A 21,227-nucleotide genomic window follows, 5' to 3' on the forward strand; every position below is an offset into this window, starting at 1 on the left:
TCCTTTCGCCCTTTTTACAGCCTAGGCACGTGATCTCATTCTGGCTAGCAATCTCAGCGACCTTTCAGCCGGGACTCAGCAAAACCATCATGCTTGTTCTACTTTTCCTAAGGTGGCCAAAGTTCAAGATTTGACGCTATCGGTTCGCATAACCGTAGACATCAAGAGCCATGGGCTTGTCAGCTTGCGTGACGTGACGGACACTCAAGGAAAGAGCATTGTCGGAAAATAAAAGCAGCGGGGGCACCGGTCATGTCTAAACACCATAAACATAGTAGGTACGGTCCTCAGCTCGTCGTCGAGGCGCCAGAACATTTCACCTTGCAGGTGCTGAACCAGGCAGAAAAATCTGGTGCCAAAGCTGGGGCTAAAATTGCCAAGCGGGCGCTGAAAAATGCTCGCGGTAGCGGTGCCGAACTCAACGCCCTGCAAACCGATGAGCTACTCCTTGCCGCACAACAAGCAGGAGCCGCTGCTGCGATAGCCGCGGCACGTCGCGTTTTGGGAAAATCCCTGCGCTCAAAGGAACCGATTCCCCAAGTTATCGATATCGGCGATACATCTCTTCGGTCTGAGCGGGAAAGAACGCCGTCTACTAACAACGGATTCGGCCAGCATGTGCTCGTCGTTAAACGTGTTGAAAATCTAAGCCCAGAAATGATTCGCGTTATCGCTGGCGCCAAACAACTTGCTGGATACCGACCGAATGGCAAAGCAGACCAGTACGTCAAGGTTTTCTTTGCCGATCCGGCACTTGCCCTCAACGCACCGTACGACCTCAAAACCTTGCGCCGCTCACTGCCGCGCGAACAGGTTCCTTGCACCCGTTCTTATACGATCCGATGGATCGATCAGGAGGCAGAGGAACTAGCCATCGACTTCGTATTGCACGGTGATGGTGGTCCTGGCAGCGCATGGGCCGCGACTGCTAAGCCAGGAGATCCATTGGTCATCTCTGAATCGCGCGGGAAATTTAGTCTAAGCGGCAGGGTCGATAACTACGTGTTCGCCGCAGACGAGGCCGGGATACCAGCAGTCTCTGTGGCCATGGGGATGCTCCGAAGCGATGCCAAGGGTGTTGCACTTCTTGAAGTTGATGGTCCGGAGAGTGAATTTGATATTGACCATCCGTCGGGAATTGAGTTGCGCTGGGTACATCGTAATGGGCTCCATCCTGGAACCAGTGACGTGCTCGTTAATGCCTTCTCCTTGCTCGCGCCGCCTAACACCAGCACTAGCGTGATGGTGCATGCCGAGCGCTCCACAGCAAAGACAATTTCGCATATGGCCAACAGATGGGAGCTTAACAAGCGAGACGTTCATGTCTCCTCCTACTGGACCTTGCGAACTAAGCGTCCAAGAACCCAACCGCAGTAGTTTCGGGTACGCAGCTCACCCACGAACACTGCGGGCTATCCGTGAAGATGGATTTCATACCGGCCTCGGACGCTTGGTTCTGGGTCGATATTTACACGTAGCGACTCAGCCGTTGTCTTTAGTTCAAAACTCTTTTTGACCGTGGATAGCGGCTGTTCGCAAAGGAGTGACGTCGTCATGAGCCGTTTGTCGTCAGCGAAAGCCGAGATTTCAACTTGACCTTCACCCGAGCAAGCTAACAAGACCCCATAGGTTCCTGGTTTATGTTCACCCGATAATTCGAGGGCATCCCCCATGGCCCCGTATTCGGTATCGACGGTAAAATACCCTGCGTTGCTGAGGCCCATCGTGACCCCATCATTATCCAGCGACTCATCGTCAATCAGATCAACCTCCCTGACCGCGTTAAACACCTCTTCCAGAGGAACCTTCGGTTCTACATAGGTGCCTGTCTCGATTGCAACCTGCTCCTCTTCCCAGGCACTGAGCTGTTGTTCATGTCGTATCTGGAGCTCTTCTAAGCCTGCTTGCTTCTCCAGCACGGAGGCTGGAGTGCCGGTACAAGCGGTCAAGGCCATCATCGATGCAACCAATACAGATAGCATTCTTCTCAACGGTATCGCTCCTCAATTAGCCACCCTGACCTCGCTCTAGAAAAGATTATTTCATCGGATGAAGTTAAACAATAGGAGTCAGAATGTTTGATTCGCATTACGACGCTCAATCTGGTGCGAAGTTTGAATTGCGCACGCGCTAACGGAGCCATCTCACAATGCCACACGCCTTCGAATGCGTCTTTTCGTCGGTTGCTCAAAATATAGTGCAAAGGGTGGGGCGTATCTCCACGAAATTTAATTTGAGCAGGAGAACCACCCGAGCATGCGCTTGTTGCGTCGCACTTTATCTATTGCACTACTTGCCAGCACCCTCGCATTGGGTGGTTGCGCTTCGCTGGGATCTATCGAATTTTCTGATTTTCAGGCCGAAAGCACTACGCCAGTTACAGCTCCCACGCTGGGCAATCCGGAAGAATTCACGAGTTCGCTCAAACAATTAGAGACCATCAGGATTAAAGGTCGCGCCCCAAAAACAGGCTACACGCGTGACCAGTTCGGCAAGGGATGGAAGGATCCGGACCGAAACGGCTGCGACGCCCGCAATGATGTCTTGGCACGCGATCTGGTAAATGTAGTGTTCAAGCAGGCCCGGGTGAACTGCGTAGTTCTCAGTGGTGTTTTCCACGATCCTTATACCGGAGAATCAATCGATTTTCAGCGCGGTCAGACAACCAGCTCGAAGGTTCAAATCGATCACGTAGTCGCACTATCGGACGCCTGGCAAAAGGGAGCTCAAAAATGGGATCCGCAGACTCGGCTCGAATTCGCGAATGACCCGCTGAATCTAATGGCCTCGGATGGTTCTGCCAATGCTTCCAAGGGTGACAAGGACGCGGCAACGTGGCTACCGCCGAACAAACAGTTCCGTTGCGCCTACGTTTCGCGGCAGACGCAGGTCAAAGCAAAGTACGATGCTTGGATGACTAACGCGGAGCATGCGGCGATCAGCACGATCCTAAAATCTTGCCTCTAAGCCGCACTCGGAGGTAGGCATCCTACAAAAGGATGAGGGCAATAGGTCAAAGTTGCACCAAAAGTTTTATATTCAAAGCAGACAAACTGTGGCAGAATTCTATTAGTCCAGCGTTTCGCGTATGTACTTGGGCGCGACCGATGATTTTCTACAGAAACTGGTGCACCATGAAGACACGACTGCTCGGCTCATCAATCTTGGCCGTCAGCGTCTGCGTCTTCCTGCTCGCTTTGAACATTGGGCAACGTGAAATTGCGACGACCTGCTGGGTAACGTCCTCATTGATGTTCATCGCTGCAGCAATGATCCTAGTGACCGGCACCCTTGACCGTTCAAACGTCACCGCCGGCGATCCACATCGCCAATAGGTTTAACAGACTAGATTTTCTTCACGATCGAAGACTTCAATTCCATTGATCCAAAACCATCAACTTTGGCAAAAATATCGTGGTCTCCGCTACCTGGCGTGAGTCGGATATTGCGAACCTTAGTTCCAGATTTTAGTGCACTCTGCGCGCCTTTGACCTTCATGGTCTTCACGATGGTGACCGAATCGCCGTCCTGCAAAACATTACCAACGGCATCTTTAATCTCAGCGCTTGCTTCATCGCTCGATTGATCGGCTGTGGGAGCCGCATTCCATTCGTGGGCACATTCAGGGCAAACCAACAACGTGTCCATGGCGTAGGTGTATTCGCTGGCGCATTCTGGGCACGGCGGCAAAGTTTCACTCATGGGCTGTAGTTTACCAAGGCCATCGAATCAACAGCCAACACAGCGTCCCACCGTGTGTCCGCCTAAAAATTTACCGAACGATGGACAAATTTCATAAGAAAACATCGACAGGTTCACCTTCTTGCGATAGACATGATGCATGTCACTCGCACACTACTAGGAGGACCTATGTCTGCAATCAGGCAGATAAGGAACACTGGGCTAGCATCACTAGCCACTTTGTCCCTGCTCACTACGGGCGCATTCGCCGCTCAGGCAACAACCACCGCAACACCAGCGGCGGACGAAAACGTCACCCTCAACCTGCTGGGAATCAATGATTTTCACGGCCGCATCGCGGCCGATGGCGATTCGGCAGGCGCTGCGGTACTCGCCGGCGCAGTTGATGCGCAACGAGCCGAAAACCCGAACACGCTATTTGTCTCTTCCGGCGATAATATCGGCGCTTCCACTTTCGCTTCCGCCTCGCAAGAAGACAACCCGACCATCGATGCACTCGCCGCCGGCGGATTAGATGTTTCGGTCGTTGGCAACCACGAGTTTGATCGCGGGTTCGCTGACCTCACCGAACGGGTCATCCCACGTTTCGGCGATAAAGCTGGAGAAGACGGTGCTGACTTTGCCCTCGGAGCAAACGTCTACGAGAAGGGCACCAAGGAGCCTGCTTTACGCGAATATGCAATCCGTGATGTAGCTGGCATCAAGGTGGGCTTCATCGGCACGGTCACCGCAGATGTTCCATCATTGGTGAGCCCAGAAGGTATCAAAAACCTAGACTTCGGCAGCGAGCTGGAAGCCGCAAACCGTGTCGCCAAGCAACTCTCTGACGAGGATCCCGCAAACGGCGAAGCAGACGTATTGGTCTTGCTGACTCACAACGGTTCAGACAGCACCGACTGCGGCGCGATCGCCGGCGAAAAAACTGATTACGGAACACTGATCCGCGACGTAGATGACAGTGTCGACGCAATTTTCTCCGGCCACACCCACCAAGCATATAACTGCGATATTGACGGACGTCCGGTCATCCAGTCGCACCAGTACGGAACAACTCTTGGCCAGATTTCCCTCGAAATTAACCCGGCCACTTTTGAGGTCGCGAAGAGTACCAGCGCATTGATTCCACTGGCCGAAGAAGACGCCAATGGTGACTGGTCGCCGTTGTTCGAGGCCAATGCCGAGGTGCGGAGCATCGTGGATCAGGCTGTGGAAGATTCAGAGGTAGTCGGCAGTGAACCGGTCGGCCAGATTTCCGAAGACATCCTGCGTGGCGGCGAGGAGCCAGGTTCTGACCGCGGTGTCGAATCAACCCTTGGCAATACCGTGGCAGACATTCATCTATGGGCCACGTCTAATAAAGATTTTGCTGGTGAGCCAGCAGAAATTGCATTCATGAACCCTGGCGGATTGCGCGCTGACTTGCTCTATGGCGAGGACGGAACGGTGACCTACAAGGCTGCCGCGGATGTCCAGCCATTTGCAAACACACTGATCACCTTCGACATGACCGGTAAGCAGATCCGTGAAGCGCTAGAGCAGCAGTGGCAGCCAGAAGGCTCCGAGCGTGCCAAATTGCACCTGGGAATCTCCAACGGCTTGGAATACACCTACGTCGAAGATGCAGCTTTTGGTAAGCACATCAAAGACATCACCTTCAACGCAGAGCCACTCAACGAAAGCGCCACCTTCAAGGTAGCTGCTAACGCATTCTTGGCTACCGGCGGCGATAACTTCTCAGCCTTTGCCTCCGGAACCGGTCACACCGATAGTGGTCAAATTGATCTGGATGCAACGGTCAACTACTTCAAATCACACGATCTAGTTTCGCCAGCACCATTAGGCCGCGCCTCACTGGCTGGCACCGACTGGGCCACCGTGGAAATTGACCCAACACAGGTAGTTGTCGGCGAAAGCGCTCAGGTTTCAGTTTCCGGTTTGGAACAGGGTGCAGAGCTCAGCGCAACGGCCTTCGATGGTGCTCTTGTCGTTGAGGACATCCCAGCCGCAGACGCTGAAGGCAATACTTCCTTCGAACTTGCCGTTCCTTCCGATGCAACCCTGGGTGAAAATTCACTGGTCGTCTCGCAGATTCAGCGCGAAGGCATCTCGGTGGACTTCACCGTGATCGAAGGGGCAGTCGCTCCGACTCCAAGCGATGAACCAACCGAAGAGCCATCGCAGAGCCCATCGGCATCGGCCGAGGCGACGCAAAGCCCTTCGCAGTCGCCAAGCGTTTCCCCATCAAATGACACCAACGAGTCTCCGAGCAAACAGCCTCGGGACAAGGATTCTTTGGCTGACACCGGTTTCTCCGCAAGCTGGATTGGAATTGCCGCTGGCGTAGTAATCGTGGCCGGGATTATCTTGTTGCTGATTCGCAGTCGCAAGAAGAACTCCCACTAAATAACGCTAAGAATTATGGCACCTCGGAATTTTCCGGGGTGCCATAATCCTTTAAATCCTTTTGGAACTATTTAAAGCTACCCAAGACATCATTGAGTGCTTCAGTAGAAGAGGGATGAGTGAAGATCGAATCACGCAAAGTGCTCGCGTTGATCCCTGCACGCATGGCCATCGCAACTAGGTTGATGACCTCTTGCGAATCTACGTGCATTAACGCGGCGCCAAGAATTTGGTCGGTCTTGCGCTCCACGACAAATTTGATGATGCCCCGCGGATCACCCACAATTTTGGGACGCGGCATCGCCGCGATATCTGCAACCTTTTTCGTCGCGACCTTGATGTCTAGTCCTTGTGCACGAGCTTGATCTTCATTCAATCCCACGCGGGCCAAGGGTGGTGTGACAAACATGGTGCTCGGTACCGCAACACGATCTTCGAGGTTTCGTTTACCTTCGCCTAAAAATTTGTCTTTGAGTATCCGGTTGTCATCCAACGAGGTGTAGGTGAATTGGGCTCCACCAATGACGTCGCCAAGTGCGTAGATCCCTTCCGCATCCGTCGCCAGGTATTTATCCACCTTGATTTCACCCTTGTCACCGAGCTGCACGGCAGTGTTCTCAAGTTTTAGTGGCGCGGTGTTTGGGGTTCGGCCCAGAGCCAGCAACACTGCATCTGCGTGCAATTGGTGCTCTTCTCCATTTCGGTCATAGGTGACCGTGGCGCTGTGTGCATCTTGGCTCAGACTGGTGACGCTGGCCGAAGTAATGATGGTGACTCCGGCGTCGTTCAACGCCGAGACTACTTCAGCAGCGATATCTTCGTCTTCTTGTTTCAGCGCTCGTTCTCCACGGTCCAAGACACTGACTTCAGATCCGAACTGAGCGAACATCGAAGCGAATTCGAGGCCCGCGTAACCGCCGCCGACCACCACGAGTTTTTTCGGAAGTTCGGCATGTTGCAGGGTAGTTGAATCATGGATGCGCCCGCTAATTTCCGCACCCTTGATCGGTGGAATAGCCGGCACTGCACCGGTATTGACTACGATTTTTGGCGCGCTCAGCTCGACAACTTCATCGCCACCTTCCACCTTGATGCTGTGTGCTCCGGTGAAGCTGGCCCGTCCGGTAAGCACCAAGACGGAATCCAGGTCGTCAAGCATGGAGAAGTTCTTTTGGCGCATTTTGGCGGTGAGCTCATCGCGGCGTTCAACCGCGGTATTAAAGTAGTCGGCATCTGCGCCATTGCCGCGGTGCTGTTCGGCGTCGTGAATTAAGATCTTCGTTGGCACGCAGGCAATATTGATGCACGTTCCCCCGTACATCTTTTCCGACTGTTCCACGATAGCTACGCGCCAACCTGCACGTGCCAGCGTTCCGGCCAACGTTTTGCCGCCTTTGCCCCAGCCAATAACGATGACATCAAGTTCTCTAGCCACAGTCGCGTCCTCACAGTTGTTTGGTTGCTTTCCTTACCGAGTCTTCACCGCGTAGTGCACTAATGCAACCTACTTTTATCAGTGCAACAACAAAAACGCGGCCCGTGAGTGGAGATTTCTCCATTCACGGGCCGCGCCGATATTTGGTCTTGGGGACTAGCCGATCTGCAGCTCGCCCATTTCTTCCCAATCTTCGCCATCAATCTTGCGAGAGATGATCTTCGGGGTCTGGACAAGCAATGGACGCATGGATTCAAGTCCAGCAGCGAAGTGCTCAGAGTTAACGTGAGCCGAAGCAGCTTCGTCATCGCGGAATGCTTCGACTAGAACGTACTCATTTGCATCTTCAACACTGCGTGACCAGTCAAACCACATGTTGCCTGCTTCGGCGCGGGTGGCCTCAGTGAACTGTGCAACGTGGGACATGAAGCTCTCGGAAAATTCCGGCTTTACCTGATATTTAACGACAATGAAGTACATATACGTCAGTCTAACGATTCACCCGAGATTTTGGTTTGAAACCGAACGAATTCTTGGTCACGCCTGGGCATGCCTTCGATCACCAGATCATATGAGTCTTCAATCAGTTCTCTCACGTGCTCGGTTTCCAGCCCAGGGAGCAGAGAATTCCAGTGCTTTTTGCTCATATGATATCCGGGGATAATCTGCTCATATTCGTTCCGCAACTGATCTGCAATCGCTGGTTCGCATTTCAAGTTCAGTAACAGCTGACCGTCGCGTTCCATCAGCAATCCGAACATCTTGGCTTTTGCGCGATCACGACCGGCAATTTTGAACACGGCGCTGCCTTCACCGAAGGGAAAATCTTCAAAAGCTCCGGGCAACTCCAGACAGAGAGCACGCCACCGCTCATGAAGTACTCCGAGCGAATCATCTGGCATCAAATATCCTTCAGAGGTAAGACAGAGCTGGTTCTTTTACCGTATCAATATGGTTTGACTAGCATCCGCTAGTTCAATGGTTCAGAGCAGCGGATACTCAATTTTTGGGCAGGTATCCATGACCACTTCAAGGCCCGCATCCTTGGCGCGCGCAGCGGCGGCCTCATCGATAACCCCCAGCTGCATCCAGATAGCTTTTGCACCGACCTCGATTGCCTGGTCCACAATATCGCCGACCTTTTGCGAATTGACGAAACAGTTCACCACTTCGATCTGCCCAGGAATCTCATCGAGTCTCGCATAGCCTTTTTCACCAAGCGCATCTTCGGCACGTAGCGAGACAGGAATGATTTCCATGCCTAGGTCATCGCGGAGATACCTAGCAATGGAGGGCGCCACCCGATGCGGATTCGCGCTCAGTCCTACGACCGCCCACCGCGCAGGTGTCGTCAATAATCTCCGGACTATTGCCTGATCGTTGACATGTTGCTTACTCATGCTCGTCACCCTACCGTGCACGGCCAAACGACCAAAGCTTCGCAGAGAATTCTCGCGAGATCACCACGGGACAATAATTCGCGGTCCTCGATTTCACTGCAAATCACCGCCCAACGCTCTGCGTTCGGGCTAGCGGGCCCGCTGTAGATCCTTCTCCAGATGAGCGGCAGACAGCGCACCGAAAGCGTCACGATACTGAGCCGCTGGGTGGTTTTCTGGCAGTCTGTCTCCCCTACCGAAAACCTTCTGACGCAGGCTGCCCGGAGCGTATTCAGTCTGCGCCAATCCGCGACGTTGTAATTCGGGAAGTAGCCCCTCGATGAAGTTGTCATAGGATCCAGGCAAGATGTGGTTGATGACGTTCAATCCGTCGATACCTGCATCCTGCCATTCGAGCAGCTTCTCGGTTATCTGTTCTGGGGTTCCCACGATCTGCTGCGCCTTCGCCCGGTAATGTGCGAGGTCCCGCAAAGTTGGGTTACGTCCCGGGGTAGAAGCCAACGCGGCCTCCAACACGCCCTGAGCACCCTCCGTTTTAACTTCGCCGAGCGGCGTATCCAAGTCCAGTCCGCCCAGATCCACGCCAATGCCACCCCCGATATGCGCAATGATTGCGTGTGGATCAAGATACTGATCGTATTCGGCTTCCAAGGCCTTTGCCTCAGCCTCGGTAGAACCCACCACGAAGGACAGGCCCGCGAAGACTTTAAGGTCTTCACGGCTTCGACCGGCAGCCTGCAGATTCTGCGTCAGGCCGGCAACTTTCTTCGCCACATACTGTGGGTGCGGTGCAAAGAGGAAGGTGGCTTCGGCATGGGTTGCCGCGAACTGGCTTCCGCGCGGTGAAGAGCCCGCTTGGAAAAGGAACGGTGTGCGCTGAGCGCTCGGAAGCGCCTGGTGCGGACCGTCAATTGAATAGATTTCACCACGGTGATTGATCTTGTTAATGCGAGCCGGGTCGGCGTAGATCCCGGTTTTTTTATCAGCCTTCAACGCGTCGTCTTCCCAGGATCCTTCCCAGAGCTTGTAGGCGGCGTCCACATATTCCTCGGCCCATCCATATCGGTCATCATGTGCCATGAGGCTTTTCGCACCAAAATTTCGGTGCGTATTTTCAAGAACACTGGTCACGATATTCCAGGCCACTCGCCCTTGAGAGAGGTGGTCCAGGGTAGAAATCTGCCGCGCAAATTGGAACGGGTGGGATTGCACCACAGAACTAGTCATGGCCAGACCAATATCCTTGGTCGTAGCGGACAAAGCCGAAAGCAAAACCATCGGATCATGGCTAGGAATCTGCAGCCCCTTACGCGCCAGTGAGGCCCAACCACCTTCATGATCCCCATAAAGCCCAGCCACGTCAGCAAAAAAGAGGTTGTCGAATTTAGCGTCTTCCAGCTTCTTGGCCAGATCTACCCAAAGCCCAAGTTCGTGGAAGCGGTCTTGTTGCGCGTCTGGATGACGCCACATTCCGCCAAGAATATGGCTGGAGGTGTTCATCAGGAACGCTGAAAGGATGAAACGAGGACGAGTGTCGAAAGTACCCAATTTATTTTGCTCCCGTGGCGTCGCCAATTGAATTAAGACCTGTAGGGATGGTGCCGTTGATAAAGTAGTCGCCCACCGAGCGTGCTTTGAATGCAACTGGGTTGTGCGTGGCAACAGTGCGTGCGTTACGCCAGAAGCGGTCCAGCGATTTGCTGGTGGAAACCGCCGAGGCTCCGGTAACATCAAAGAGTTCGCTGGTTGCATCCAATACAAGCTTGGGTGCCGCAACGTGTGCTTGCTGCACCGCAAGTTCCGCACGCAGATAGGCTGTCTCGTGATCAAGGTTCAATGATGGATCATAGGCCGCGTCAAGTGCACGCGCGGCCGTGACCACGATGGATTCGGCGGCATAAACGTTGGCCGCGAGCCGTCCTACCAACTCTTGTATCTGTGGGTCGTTGCGGAACAGTTCACCCGATCCGGTGTTGAAAGTTCGGGTGCGTGTTGCCACGATACCTGCGGCTTCGTCACGTGCAGCTTTTCCGATGCCAACTAAGACTGCAAGCAAGCAGAGCTGAAAGAAGGCAGGCTCCAGGGTGGACGCCACCTTACGCTGCAGGATATTCGCATCCTCTACCGGAACATTGATGAAAATACCCGTCCCGGTACCGGTTAACGGCTGGCCGAAACCGTCCCAGTCATCCAGGATCTCCACACCCTTGCTATGGCGATCAACAATTGCATATTGACGTCCTTCGACTCCGTCGGTGGAGGCCATGACCACCACCCAGTCGGCAAAAATCGAACCGGTCGTGTAATACTTTTCGCCGTTCAGCACCCAGCCTGCGGAGGTCTCCTTCAACCGCGTATTGGTAGTTCCTAGCGCGTTACCGCCACGCTCGGTGGCAGCGTTGCCGAAGATCTGACCTGCAAGTACTCGAGGGAACCAGCGATCCTGAAATTCTTGGGGCTGTAAGGCGATAGTTTCAACAAAAGAGAAGTGGCTACGCAGCAGATGGGCAACGTTCGAATCAGCGGCGGCAAGTTCAATCAACAAGCGGAAAAGTTGTTCGTGACTGACCGGATCACCACCATGGCTGTGTGGCACACGCAGCGTAGTGAAGCCTGAATCTTTGAGCCACCCAACCTGTTCAAAGGGAAGTACACGCTGCTGCTCACGTTGTGTGGCGCCCTCAGCAATACGCTCAAAAACCGGGTTAAACCGGTCAATCAGGCGTTGATAAGTAGCTTCGGGGCTTAAGGTTTCCGTGAAGTTAATACTCATGGGCTTCTCTTCTCTAATTTTGTATCGGCGCAGCGATGTTCTGATCTCTAGGCGCGGCGCAGGTGTTCAAGCTCGCGCAACTTCTCTCCGGGATTTGCTGCCAGCAAGGTACGCGTGTATTCGTGGGTCGGATTGGAAAATACCTGATCAACGGTTCCTGTTTCCACCAGTTCTCCTTGGCGCATTACCCCAACGTGGTGGCTGATGCGTTCGACCACGTGTAGGTCATGAGAGATAAATAAATAGGTCAATTGTTGTTCGTGCTGGAGCCGATCAAGAAGGGTGAGGATCTGTTCTTGGGTCAGCACATCCAGCGCGCTGAGCGCTTCATCAAGCACGAGAATCTTTGCCCCGCTCGCCAGCGCACGAGCAATGGCCACACGTTGGCGTTGACCGCCCGATAGTTCCGGCGAGCGCTTTTCGGCAAGTTGTGGTGCAAGATTTACTTGCCCCAGCAACTCGTTGACACGCGCTTCGCGCCAAGGGGCATCGCCAAGCTTGTAATTGCGCATCGGCTCGTCGATGATCGCGCGGACCGTTTGGCGTGGGTCCAACGCGGAGTCGGGGTTTTGATAAACCAGCTGTGCCTGACGCCAGAGCTCGTAACGTTGTTTACCGCTGATCGATGAGACATCTTCGCCGTTTACCTCGACGCTGCCCTGGCTTGATGCGAGTAGTCCCATGATGATTTTTGCGGTAGTGGATTTGCCCGATCCAGATTCTCCTACGAGTGAGAAGGTAGTTCCGCGAGCTACTTCAAAGCTGACGTGGTTCACCGCCTTATGAGCATTTGAACCACGGCCGAATTCTTTTCCGAGGTCCTTAACCCGGATGACCACGTCGTGGTTTTCGCTGAGCTCACGGCGCTGATTGTTTGCGTAGGCCTGGTCTAGCAGAGCCTTGGTGTAGTCATTGGTGCTAGCCGAGATCAGCTCACTTACCGACCGGTCTTCGAGCACCTTGCCGCCGTTCATCACCAGGATTCGGTCGGCAATATCTGTGGCTACCGCGAGGTCATGGGTAACAAAAAGGACGGTAGTTCCCTTCTGCCTCGCAAGGGAGACAAACACTTCAAGTACAGTGCGTTGCACCGTGACATCCAGTGCGCTGGTTGGCTCATCGGCGATGAGCAACTGCGGATTCAGGGCGAAGGCGATAGCGATCAGCACTCGTTGCTTAAGTCCCCCGGATAGTTCGTGCGGGTATTGGCCCAGTCGCTGCTCTGCCCTGTCGACTCCTACGCTTGCCAGCAATTCGATGGCCTTGTCACGCCACTGTTTTTTGGGTACCGAACGTTTCGGATGCAGGCGGAACACTTCAATCAGCTGCGATCCGATGGTCTGCACCGGGTCGAGAGAGGCCCCCGGATCCTGTGGGACCAAGCCGATGCCGGCTCCACGAATCTCACGCCACTGGCCAAGATCTAGCGTGGTGACCTCGGTTCCTCCGAAGCGGATGCTGCCTGAGGTGTTGGCGTTATCTGGAAGCAGGCCAATGAGGGCCTTGGTAAGTGTGGATTTTCCGGAACCAGATTCACCAACAATCGCGACAATTTGTCCTGCGGGAATTTCTAAGTTGATACCTTGCACCGCGTGGGTTCCCTGCGCATAGCGAACAGCTAGGTCTTCGATGCGCACTACCGGGTGAGCGTGCTGCGTGGCAGTCATAGTCTGCCCCCTTTACAAGTTTATGGATACCCTCACGGGTTAGAAGCGGAAGGTTTTGCTGATGGCCCGGCCAAGCGTTGCGGTGAGCATGACGGCAGCAACAATAACAAGTCCTGGAAGGGTGGTCAGCCACCAGGCCACGGTAAGGTATTGGCGCCCTTCGGATATCAGCAGCCCCCATTCGGGAGTAGGCGGTGGCGAACCGAAACCCAGAAAGCCCAGCCCGGAAATCGCTAGAATCGCCGCGCCGAGGTCTACCGCCAGGAGGGCGAGGATCGGACCGATCACGTGCGGAAGGATGTGGCGGCGCAATACGCTGAAGTAGCCACCCCCGCTCATCAAGGCCGCCTGGACAAAGTCACGTGCGCGCACCCGCAGCACCTCGGTGCGTACTAGTCGTGCGAAGGCAGCGATCGAGGCAATACCCACGCCGAGACCCAACGAGAAGGGGCCGGGTTCGGTTGCGGTAACAAGAATCAGTGCAATCAAAAACGCCGGAATCGCCAGCACGACGTCGACAAAGCGCATCGCCACCGAGTCTGCAAAACGTCCGGCGGTGGCCGCCAACAGGCCAAGTAAGCTACCGACCACACTACCGATGAGACAGGCAAGGCCGGCCGTCATCAGGGTTTGGCTGGTTCCGTGAACCACACGGGCGTAAACGTCACGTCCCAGATGATCGGTACCGAACGGGTGTGCCGTCGAGGGCGCCGAGAGTTTCTCCTGTGGAACACCGGTAATCGGGTCCGCGCCGGTGAACAGGCCAGGCAGCAACGCCCACGCCACGAGGACCGCAAGTGGAATGAGCACCCACCAAGCGCCCAACCACGCGCGCACCTTGCTCCGGGTTGTCGGTGTTGGCTCTGGGCGTTGTGGCGCCGTGGCTGTGGAACTCACGGTCACATCGTTGTTAGTGCGTTCGGTCAATAGACTCATGATCGTTTCCTCATCCCTTAGACAACTAGTGCGCGGGGCGAGCCCGCGTGGGCGGTAATGATGCGTGGATCAAGCTTCGGATGAATCAGGTCAACGAGCAGGTTCACCACGGTGAATGCCGCAGCCGTGAGCAAGACCAGCCCTTGCACCAACGGAATATCTTGTACGGTGACCGCTTGCAACACCAACTGCCCCAAACCGGCACGGGCGAAGACGGTCTCGGTGATAACCGATCCAGCCAGCAGCGTGCCGACCGTAATACCCGCAATGGATAGAGCCGAAGGTGCCGCATTTTTCAGGGTGTGGCGGTAGAAGATCCAGGATTCACTGGCTCCCTTAGCTCGCAGCACATCAACGAATGGCTGCCGGTTCACTTCCTGCACGCTTTTGATCAGCACCTGCGCTATGGGTGCGCTGAGGTGAATTGCTAAGACGATGATCGGCACCGCCAACGCGAGCAATGAGCCGTCGGGGAATAGGGACATCACACCGAGCTGAACAGCGAGGATCTGCAACAGCACCAACCCAAGCCAGAACACGGGAATCGAAATCATCAACGGTGGCAAGTTGAGCAACGCTTTGCGCACTGTGTTGTTGCGCGACAGGCTAGCTGCCGCGGTCAAGAGCACCGCGAGCACAATGGCCAATGCGAAGGCGCTACCGGCGAGGATCAACGTAGAGCCGATGACCTCACCGATGCGGGTGGATACCGCCGACCCCGAGGACAACGAATACCCCAAGTCCCCGGTGAATAGCCCGCCAAGCTGATTGAGATACTGAACGATCAGCGGCTGGTCATATCCGTAGTAGGCCTTCATCTGTGCGATGGTGGCCGGATCGGCAGAGGAGTCTGCGGAAAGGAAGATTGTCACCGGGTCGTTCGGCAACGCCTGCACCGCCAGAAATACTGCGGTGTAGGCCAACAAAATCACCAGTAGTGCCTGCCCTATGCGTTTAGCGATGTATCCACCCATGATGTGTTTCCTTAACCGTTGCTCTTCCAAGCACCCTGGAAGATTGGTGCGGTGCCGGAAGTAAAGTCGATATGCGCGTCCTTATTGGCGCCGTATACCTGCACTTCATCCCACAGCACGAGGGTCAGCGCCTTGTCGAGTACCAGCTCACGCTGTTCTTCTTCCACGAGTTTCAGGTGTTCTTCCTCGGTGGTCGCCGCCTGCTCACGAGTGAACAGGTCGTTCAGTTCTTTGTCTGCATTGAGGGTCTGGTTATTAGTGGCCGGTGCATAAACCGGGCCCAGGCCTCCATAGGCAAACTGCCTTGTTCCGAAGAATTCGATCTGGTCATCGACCATGGCGTTAGTGAGGAAAGAATTATCTGCAGCACGGTTCACCAGCTGAACACCGATCTGGCGCCACTGCTGCTCAATCAGTTCAAAAGCAGGCTTAATGACCACAGAGTTATTCGAGCTGGCTACTGTGATTTCAAGTTTCTTGCCGTCCTTTTCACGGATCCCATCCGTACCCACCTTCCAGCCAGCCTCCTCGAGCAACAACTTGGATTTTTCCGGGTCATAGCCAAGCTCTGCGGAAAGGTCCACAAAACCTGGAGCCTGATGGTTGAGGATCGAACCGGCGAGGACATAGCTGTCAGAAAGCACCGTGTCCTTCAACGCCTGCCGGTCGATACCTACCTGCAATGCCTGGCGCACCTTCGGGTCATTCAGCTTGCCTGAGCCGATGCGTATCGCTGCGTGGTTAGTTGTCAGATCGACGCCCTGCGCGGCCAATACCTGGCCACCGCCAGCGCTGAGCACATCCTCGTCTACCGGTTGCAGCCCGCGGACCAGATCAACCTGGCCTGATTGCGCGGCACCAGCACGGTGGGCCACCTCGGGCAGGTATTTGATCACCAACTTTTCCAGGTAGGCATCTGCCTGGTTTGCTGCGGTTTCTGGCGCCCAGGCGTAATCATCCCGGCTGGTAAAAACAACTTCTTCATCGGCTTTTTCGGATTCAAAGACAAACGGGCCGGAACCAACAATTTTCGCGATCGCTGTTTGTCCTGCGTTATCCAGCTTCAGGGTCTCCGGGGAGACTAGCCCGGCAGTGACCGAAGACGTCGCACGGAGGAAGTTAGCATCCGGGCGCTTCAGCGTCACCTTGACCTTGTTCTTGTCTACAACTTCGGAGCTTTTGTAAGCGGCGAAATCTACGTTGGGCTGAATCTGTGCCGATTTAATGCCTAAGCCCAGGGCATCTAGGTTCTTTTGCACTGCTTTGGCGTCTAGGTCCGTGCCGTCCGAAAAAGTTACACCGTCGCGGATAGTAAAGGTGAATTCCGTTTGCGTCTTATTCGCGGTGAAGTCCGAGGCAATCCAGCCCACAACTTTCCCGGATTCAACGTCAAAGTAGGTCAACCGGTCCAGTACCGAGTTGAGCACATTGGCCTTCTCATAGAATCGTGCGGCCTGGGTCTGCCAGTTATTGATCGGGGTGACTTCCGCGAAGGTAAAGGTTCCGCCTTCCACCGGCGTTCCGCTACCTGCGGCCGTCGTAGGATCGGAGCTTTGACCCGTTGCGTTGCTTCCGCCGCAGGCTGTCAACGTTAATCCAACTGCTGCCAGCAACGCCACGGTCTTAAGACCAAGGTTCTTATTGCGCATTTTCTGGTGTTCCTCTCGGTAAGTTCCCGAGGATTACGCCTAGATCCTGGCCCTACCGCAAGGTTGCGGGAAGGGAAAAGACAGACTTCTCCCCTGTGTGGACCGTTGCGAAATCTAGCAATCTCCATCGGTCCTGGCCTTAGCACCGCTCCTGCTAAAGGACGGTTGCTGCGACGTCAACGAGCCAGGTCTCTCAGTCGCTCTGGATGGTTAGCATTCGGTGTGTTTTCCGAATAATTCAAGTCTGTGCCCGGGGCTATGGTGTGACCAACCATGACGTCATATACGCGTCACGAAGCCATCTGCGAGCTGCTCGACACGGAAAAACGCGTCACATTCTTCTCAAGATCTCGTCATAAGTCACTTCGTGACGCTGTTACAAATTATTCCTTGACGGTACTCCAAAACTGCGCGTTAATTTCAGCTGAAAAATCTTAAAAGTTAAGGTCAGTTCGAACCGAGATAGTTCGAACTGACCTTTCAGTTCGGCTTGGTTGCCAGATACGCTACTTCGCCGATACCGGAGTCAGTACACCGTGCACTAAGGGATCTTCCGTGCTTTCCAGATACTCCTGCAACCGCGGGTCGGAGAAGACCTCAATCAGTTTTGCAGCGTCAGGGGTCTTGGAGAATTTGGTACCAAAAATTAGCTTTGAGGCGAAAGTCCTCGGTGGTTCAGGGAACAGGAGTCCTTTATCTCGACCCACTTTTCCGGCATCAAACTGTGAGACATAACCAATCGCGACATCCACGTCGTCAAGCATGCGTGGCATGGTCATCAGCTCCGCTTCCTTCAGCTTGAATTCATGCGGATTGTCTACCACGTCAGCCATTTTGGCAGTGCGTGGTTCGATGTCTGGGTTCAGGCCGAGCAGACCTTCGCGTTCGAGCAGCCAGAGCGCCTGGCCCTGGTTCGCGACGTCATTGGGAAGTAGCAGTGTCGCCCCCTTGGGCAGTTCCTCGACCGAGCCATACCGGCTGGAGTACAACCCGAAGCCCCACTGATAGAGCTCTACGGTTGCGGTGAGATCAACACCGGCGGCCTCTGCAGACTGTTTCATGTACCACTCGTGTTCAAAAATGGTCGCATCGAATTGCCCCTCGGCCACGGCGCGGTTGGCCTGGATCGAATCCTGCAACCCAACGGCTTCAATTTCAATTCCGTAGTCCGGTGCAATGTTCTCGGCGACGTATTTCAGTATCTGCTCTTCCCCGGCCATCGCTGGTTCGTAGTGGACCTTGAACTTTGTCTTGCTTGGCTGATTGGCTGCGAGTGCGGGCGTAGATCGTTGCTGTACTAAAAGTGCGCCAAGTACGAGTGCCACGATGGTCGCGCAAGCGGCGATGGTCCAGGGCAACTTGGCGGTGTTTTTGCGAAGGGTGAAGCCGTGAACGTGGCCATTGGGTGAAGTTGTCATGATCTTCTCGTTTGTTTGAGGGCGCTTAGGGGCGTGCCAGCGCACGGGCGATACGGTCGCCGAGGAATTGGACTATTTGCACGGTCACGATCAGTGCGAGGATGGTCGCAATCATGACGTTCATATCAAAACGCTGGTATCCGTAGGTCACCGCAAGATATCCGATACCACCGGCTCCGATAGTTCCGGCGATCGCCGAGTACTCGACCATGGAGATGGTGTTCAGTGTGATCGCTGAGGCAAGTGCTGGCAACGCCTCGCGTACTTGAGTGGAGCCAATGATTTGCAACGGGGATCCACCGGTCACCAAACCGACTGCAAGGTTTTCCATGGGCAGGTCGTTCAACGCGTTTTGTACTAAACGGGCGAAGAATGGAATACCCGCAATAGTCATGGGTACAACGGCAGCCCAGATGCCGATGGTAGTTCCCGTGATCCATTTGGTGAAAGGAATAATGGCAGCCATCAAGACTAGGAAGGGCAGCGAGCGGCCCATATTCACGATCCAGCTCAATGTGGCATGGCTCTGCGTGTGCGGGAAGAGGCCTCGCCTGTCGGTGTTGAACAGAGCCAGTCCCATGATGCCGCCAAAAATGATCACTAAGACCATCACGATTCCTACCATGGCCCAGGTCTCTGCGTAGGCAGGGAGCATCAGGGAACCCAGCTCACTCCACGGGGTATCTGTACCCACAGTGACGCTTTCGGTTGGAAGACTCATACCGTCACCTCGATTCGTGTTTCACCATTGATCTTGTCTGTGCGCAACGCCTGCGAATGGGCGGTGGCGTGTAGTCCCCAACCGTCGAGTACCTCGATGGCTCGTGCTTCGCCGATACCAGATAGCCCTATTTCAACGCGGCCCAGCGTGCCTTCTTGGTGGGCTTCTACGGATCCGCCAAGCAGTGCCACCGTGGCACCATATTCGCTGCCTAATTTGGAAATCCATGAAGGATCAATCTGCGTCCCGCGGTAAGCGACGGTCAAGGCAAAGTCGTAACCGGCTGGCACCAGGTCTGGGTGCAAGGGCAAAAGCTTGGAACCAGTTACCGATTCCGGGTTTGCCACCAGTGCGCGCAGTTCGCCGTATTCGGCGATTCGGCCACCATCTAGCTGTGCCACGCGGTCGGCGATATGACGTACCACATCCATCTCGTGGGTAATCAAGATGATTGCCAGCCCGAGGTCGGTACGTAAGGAAGCGAGCAGTTCGAGGATCTGCGCAGTTGCTTCCGGGTCGAGGCCCGAGGTTGCCTCGTCGGAGAGCAGCAGTCGCGGGCGCAGGGCCAGAGCCCTAGCTATACCCACGCGTTGGCGCTGCCCACCGGAGAGTTCGCCCGGATAGGAATTGGCGCGGTCGGCCAACCCGACTCGTTCTAAAAGCTCGGCAACTCGATGTTCCATCTCATGATGGACTACTCCGAGGTTGCGCAGCGGCAACGCCACATTTTCGGCGACTGTCATGCGGCGCAGCAGAGCCGAATTCTGGAAGATCGTGCCAATGGCACGGCGTTCGGCACGCAAGGCCTTGCCTGAGAGGATCGAAAGGTCTTTGCCATCGACCAAGATCTGCCCACTGCTGGGCTTCTCCAAGAGGGAGATGCAGTGGGACAGCGTGGATTTCCCTGCGCCCGAGGGACCAACCACGGCGGTGATGCTGCCCGCTTGGACCTCCAGATCAATTCCTTTGAGGACCTGTACCCGACCCTGGGCCGTGTCGTAGTGCTTGTGTAGCTGACGGATCTCAATCATTTGAGGGCCCGAAGAAAGTTGTTTGCATTTGTTCTCCCTGGTGCTGGCGCCGCGCAGAGCCCGAGTCAAGTTTGAGCTGCAGACTCGCAATGTAGCGGCGTGAGGCAGCTACGGAATCTTGCAGAACAGTGTTGTATCTACGGACCGCTCCATCGGTCCTGGCGGTAGCACCGGCCCCTCTCGGGGTGGTTGCTGCGACGTCTACGAGCCAGGTCTCTCAGTCGCTCTGGATGGTTACCATTCGATGTCTGAATCGAACAGTTTCAGTCTGTCCGCGAGCAGCTTCCATGAACAACCATGACGTTATAAATGCGTCATGTAGTCACCATCGGTGCTCAGCTAGCAGTAAAACGGGCCATAAATGCGGTACTCACTCGTCATATTTCGCTGAGTGACGGCGCAAGGCGTACATCTTGACTTAAGAACTTAATTCAAACGCCATGATGATCCCCTTCAAGGGCGCAAGGCAAAAATCCTGAACAGCAAGGTAGAGAAAATTATGAGCCTTAAATCTGCTTGCGCGGCCAGACTACCTCGAAGCTTTCGCATACGATGCGTTCACCGGGGATGCTGGTGATTGCCGGTTCCCACTGCTTGGCAAAATCTGCTTGCTGCGTCCGCTTCCAGAACTTCTCGTGCTCCCGGCGCCAGCTAGCCAAGCTACGGTCGTCCTCGCCCTCGGCATAGGCGAATTCGGCATCCACCTGGTCGAATGATCTCAGCGTCACCTCGCTGGTCCGCAGGATAACTTGTGGCGTCCCGGTGCCGTCGCAAGCAATCCAGTGCGAGCCGACCTGCGGGAGGGGTTCGTTCTCGGCAAGGTACTCGTTTTCGAGGCTTGAGGTGGCATGTTTCTGCCCGTGGGTTACTTCTCGCAATAACGAGTCGGCCAGCGCAGGGCTGTCTCCGAAGTATTCCACCACGTAGTCACCCGGGTCGCTGGCGCAGCTTTGCCGGTAGTCATCCCACATCTGTGCGGCTGAGGCGAGATCTAGCGGTGGCATCTCGGCGGCGTGTTCGTTGCTCATGCTCTTAGCCTAAGCGCAGTCCGGCCACCGCAGTTGTTGACCTCGGCGATTGTTTGAATGTTCCCGTGTTGGCGTGAGCTTGGGTAGCCA

Annotated in this window: 20 protein-coding genes and 2 riboswitches; of the genes, 4 read left to right on the forward strand and 16 right to left on the reverse strand. The window is 55.0% G+C overall.

Annotation, left to right across the window (positions count from 1 at the left end):
- Nucleotides 1–252 precede the first annotated feature (252 nt).
- The gene (locus tag IEX04_RS13055) at nucleotides 253–1,377 is read left to right on the forward strand and encodes a siderophore-interacting protein (protein ID WP_188686182.1); all 1,125 of its coding nucleotides are present in this window, start codon (nucleotides 253–255) and stop codon (nucleotides 1,375–1,377) included.
- Between the two features lie 35 nt (nucleotides 1,378–1,412).
- On the opposite strand, the gene IEX04_RS13060 is transcribed toward IEX04_RS13055, so the two are convergent.
- Nucleotides 1,413–1,982, reverse strand: a complete 570-nt coding sequence (locus IEX04_RS13060) for a hypothetical protein (RefSeq protein ID WP_096256234.1) — start codon at nucleotides 1,980–1,982, stop codon at nucleotides 1,413–1,415.
- A 274-nt stretch (nucleotides 1,983–2,256) separates the two neighbouring features.
- Between IEX04_RS13060 and IEX04_RS13065 the strand changes: the two genes are divergently transcribed.
- Nucleotides 2,257–2,967 (forward strand): HNH endonuclease family protein, encoded by a 711-nt coding sequence (locus IEX04_RS13065; RefSeq protein WP_188686184.1) that lies wholly within the window; start codon nucleotides 2,257–2,259, stop codon nucleotides 2,965–2,967.
- Nucleotides 2,968–3,134: 167 nt separating this feature from the next.
- Nucleotides 3,135–3,335, forward strand: coding sequence for a hypothetical protein (locus IEX04_RS13070; protein WP_096256236.1), 201 nt, complete (start codon nucleotides 3,135–3,137; stop codon nucleotides 3,333–3,335).
- A gap of 10 nt (nucleotides 3,336–3,345) precedes the next feature.
- Here the strand turns inward: IEX04_RS13070 and IEX04_RS13075 are convergent, their stop codons facing one another.
- Entirely contained in the window at nucleotides 3,346–3,702 is a 357-nt protein-coding gene (locus tag IEX04_RS13075) for a zinc ribbon domain-containing protein YjdM (protein ID WP_096256237.1), read from the reverse strand.
- Between the two features lie 168 nt (nucleotides 3,703–3,870).
- On the opposite strand from IEX04_RS13075, the gene IEX04_RS13080 reads away from it, so the two are divergent.
- Nucleotides 3,871–6,105, forward strand: a complete 2,235-nt coding sequence (locus IEX04_RS13080; protein ID WP_096256238.1) for a bifunctional metallophosphatase/5'-nucleotidase — start codon at nucleotides 3,871–3,873, stop codon at nucleotides 6,103–6,105.
- Nucleotides 6,106–6,172: 67 nt separating this feature from the next.
- Here IEX04_RS13080 and IEX04_RS13085 read toward each other — a convergent pair whose 3' ends face one another.
- The 14 genes from IEX04_RS13085 to IEX04_RS13150 all read right to left on the reverse strand — a co-directional run bounded on the left by IEX04_RS13085 (nucleotide 6,173) and on the right by IEX04_RS13150 (nucleotide 21,137).
- Nucleotides 6,173–7,540 carry an FAD-dependent oxidoreductase gene (locus tag IEX04_RS13085; protein ID WP_188686186.1) on the reverse strand — a complete coding sequence of 456 codons (1,368 nt, stop codon included), beginning with the start codon at nucleotides 7,538–7,540 and terminating at the stop codon, nucleotides 6,173–6,175.
- A 156-nt stretch (nucleotides 7,541–7,696) separates the two neighbouring features.
- Entirely contained in the window at nucleotides 7,697–8,020 is a 324-nt protein-coding gene (locus IEX04_RS13090; RefSeq protein ID WP_170947849.1) for a putative quinol monooxygenase, read from the reverse strand.
- Nucleotides 8,021–8,025: 5 nt separating this feature from the next.
- Nucleotides 8,026–8,442 (reverse strand): MmcQ/YjbR family DNA-binding protein, encoded by a 417-nt coding sequence (locus IEX04_RS13095; RefSeq protein WP_096256241.1) that lies wholly within the window; start codon nucleotides 8,440–8,442, stop codon nucleotides 8,026–8,028.
- 81 nt (nucleotides 8,443–8,523) lie between these two features.
- A complete protein-coding gene (locus IEX04_RS13100) occupies nucleotides 8,524–8,940 on the reverse strand; it encodes a CoA-binding protein (protein WP_096256242.1) in 417 nt (138 codons plus the stop codon).
- A 129-nt stretch (nucleotides 8,941–9,069) separates the two neighbouring features.
- Nucleotides 9,070–10,488, reverse strand: a complete 1,419-nt coding sequence (locus tag IEX04_RS13105) for an NtaA/DmoA family FMN-dependent monooxygenase (RefSeq protein ID WP_229677145.1) — start codon at nucleotides 10,486–10,488, stop codon at nucleotides 9,070–9,072.
- Nucleotide 10,489: 1 nt separating this feature from the next.
- A complete protein-coding gene (locus IEX04_RS13110) occupies nucleotides 10,490–11,713 on the reverse strand; it encodes an acyl-CoA dehydrogenase family protein (protein ID WP_096256244.1) in 1,224 nt (407 codons plus the stop codon).
- Between the two features lie 47 nt (nucleotides 11,714–11,760).
- Complete coding sequence (locus tag IEX04_RS13115) at nucleotides 11,761–13,380, reverse strand: ABC transporter ATP-binding protein (protein WP_188686188.1); 1,620 nt, start codon at nucleotides 13,378–13,380, stop codon at nucleotides 11,761–11,763.
- 39 nt (nucleotides 13,381–13,419) lie between these two features.
- Nucleotides 13,420–14,316, reverse strand: a complete 897-nt coding sequence (locus IEX04_RS13120) for an ABC transporter permease (protein WP_188686189.1) — start codon at nucleotides 14,314–14,316, stop codon at nucleotides 13,420–13,422.
- Nucleotides 14,317–14,333: 17 nt separating this feature from the next.
- Nucleotides 14,334–15,290, reverse strand: coding sequence for an ABC transporter permease (locus tag IEX04_RS13125; protein WP_096256247.1), 957 nt, complete (start codon nucleotides 15,288–15,290; stop codon nucleotides 14,334–14,336).
- Between the two features lie 11 nt (nucleotides 15,291–15,301).
- Nucleotides 15,302–16,939, reverse strand: coding sequence for an ABC transporter substrate-binding protein (locus tag IEX04_RS13130; RefSeq protein WP_096256248.1), 1,638 nt, complete (start codon nucleotides 16,937–16,939; stop codon nucleotides 15,302–15,304).
- Between the two features lie 121 nt (nucleotides 16,940–17,060).
- Nucleotides 17,061–17,152: riboswitch (SAM riboswitch) on the reverse strand.
- Between the two features lie 293 nt (nucleotides 17,153–17,445).
- Complete coding sequence (locus IEX04_RS13135; RefSeq protein ID WP_096256249.1) at nucleotides 17,446–18,357, reverse strand: MetQ/NlpA family ABC transporter substrate-binding protein; 912 nt, start codon at nucleotides 18,355–18,357, stop codon at nucleotides 17,446–17,448.
- Between the two features lie 25 nt (nucleotides 18,358–18,382).
- On the reverse strand, nucleotides 18,383–19,078 hold the full coding sequence (locus IEX04_RS13140) for a methionine ABC transporter permease (RefSeq protein ID WP_188686191.1): 696 nt from the start codon (nucleotides 19,076–19,078) through the stop codon (nucleotides 18,383–18,385).
- Nucleotides 19,075–20,109, reverse strand: a complete 1,035-nt coding sequence (locus IEX04_RS13145; protein ID WP_096256251.1) for a methionine ABC transporter ATP-binding protein — start codon at nucleotides 20,107–20,109, stop codon at nucleotides 19,075–19,077. The genes IEX04_RS13140 and IEX04_RS13145 overlap by 4 nt, the downstream gene beginning before the upstream one ends.
- Nucleotides 20,110–20,255: 146 nt before the next feature.
- A riboswitch (SAM riboswitch) is annotated at nucleotides 20,256–20,346 on the reverse strand.
- Between the two features lie 269 nt (nucleotides 20,347–20,615).
- The gene (locus IEX04_RS13150) at nucleotides 20,616–21,137 is read right to left on the reverse strand and encodes an ASCH domain-containing protein (RefSeq protein WP_096256252.1); all 522 of its coding nucleotides are present in this window, start codon (nucleotides 21,135–21,137) and stop codon (nucleotides 20,616–20,618) included.
- Between the last annotated feature and the right edge of the window lie 90 nt (nucleotides 21,138–21,227).

Origin of the sequence: Glutamicibacter ardleyensis, from assembly GCF_014644555.1 — a bacterium.
Classification (GTDB): Bacteria; Actinomycetota; Actinomycetes; order Actinomycetales; family Micrococcaceae; genus Glutamicibacter; species Glutamicibacter bergerei.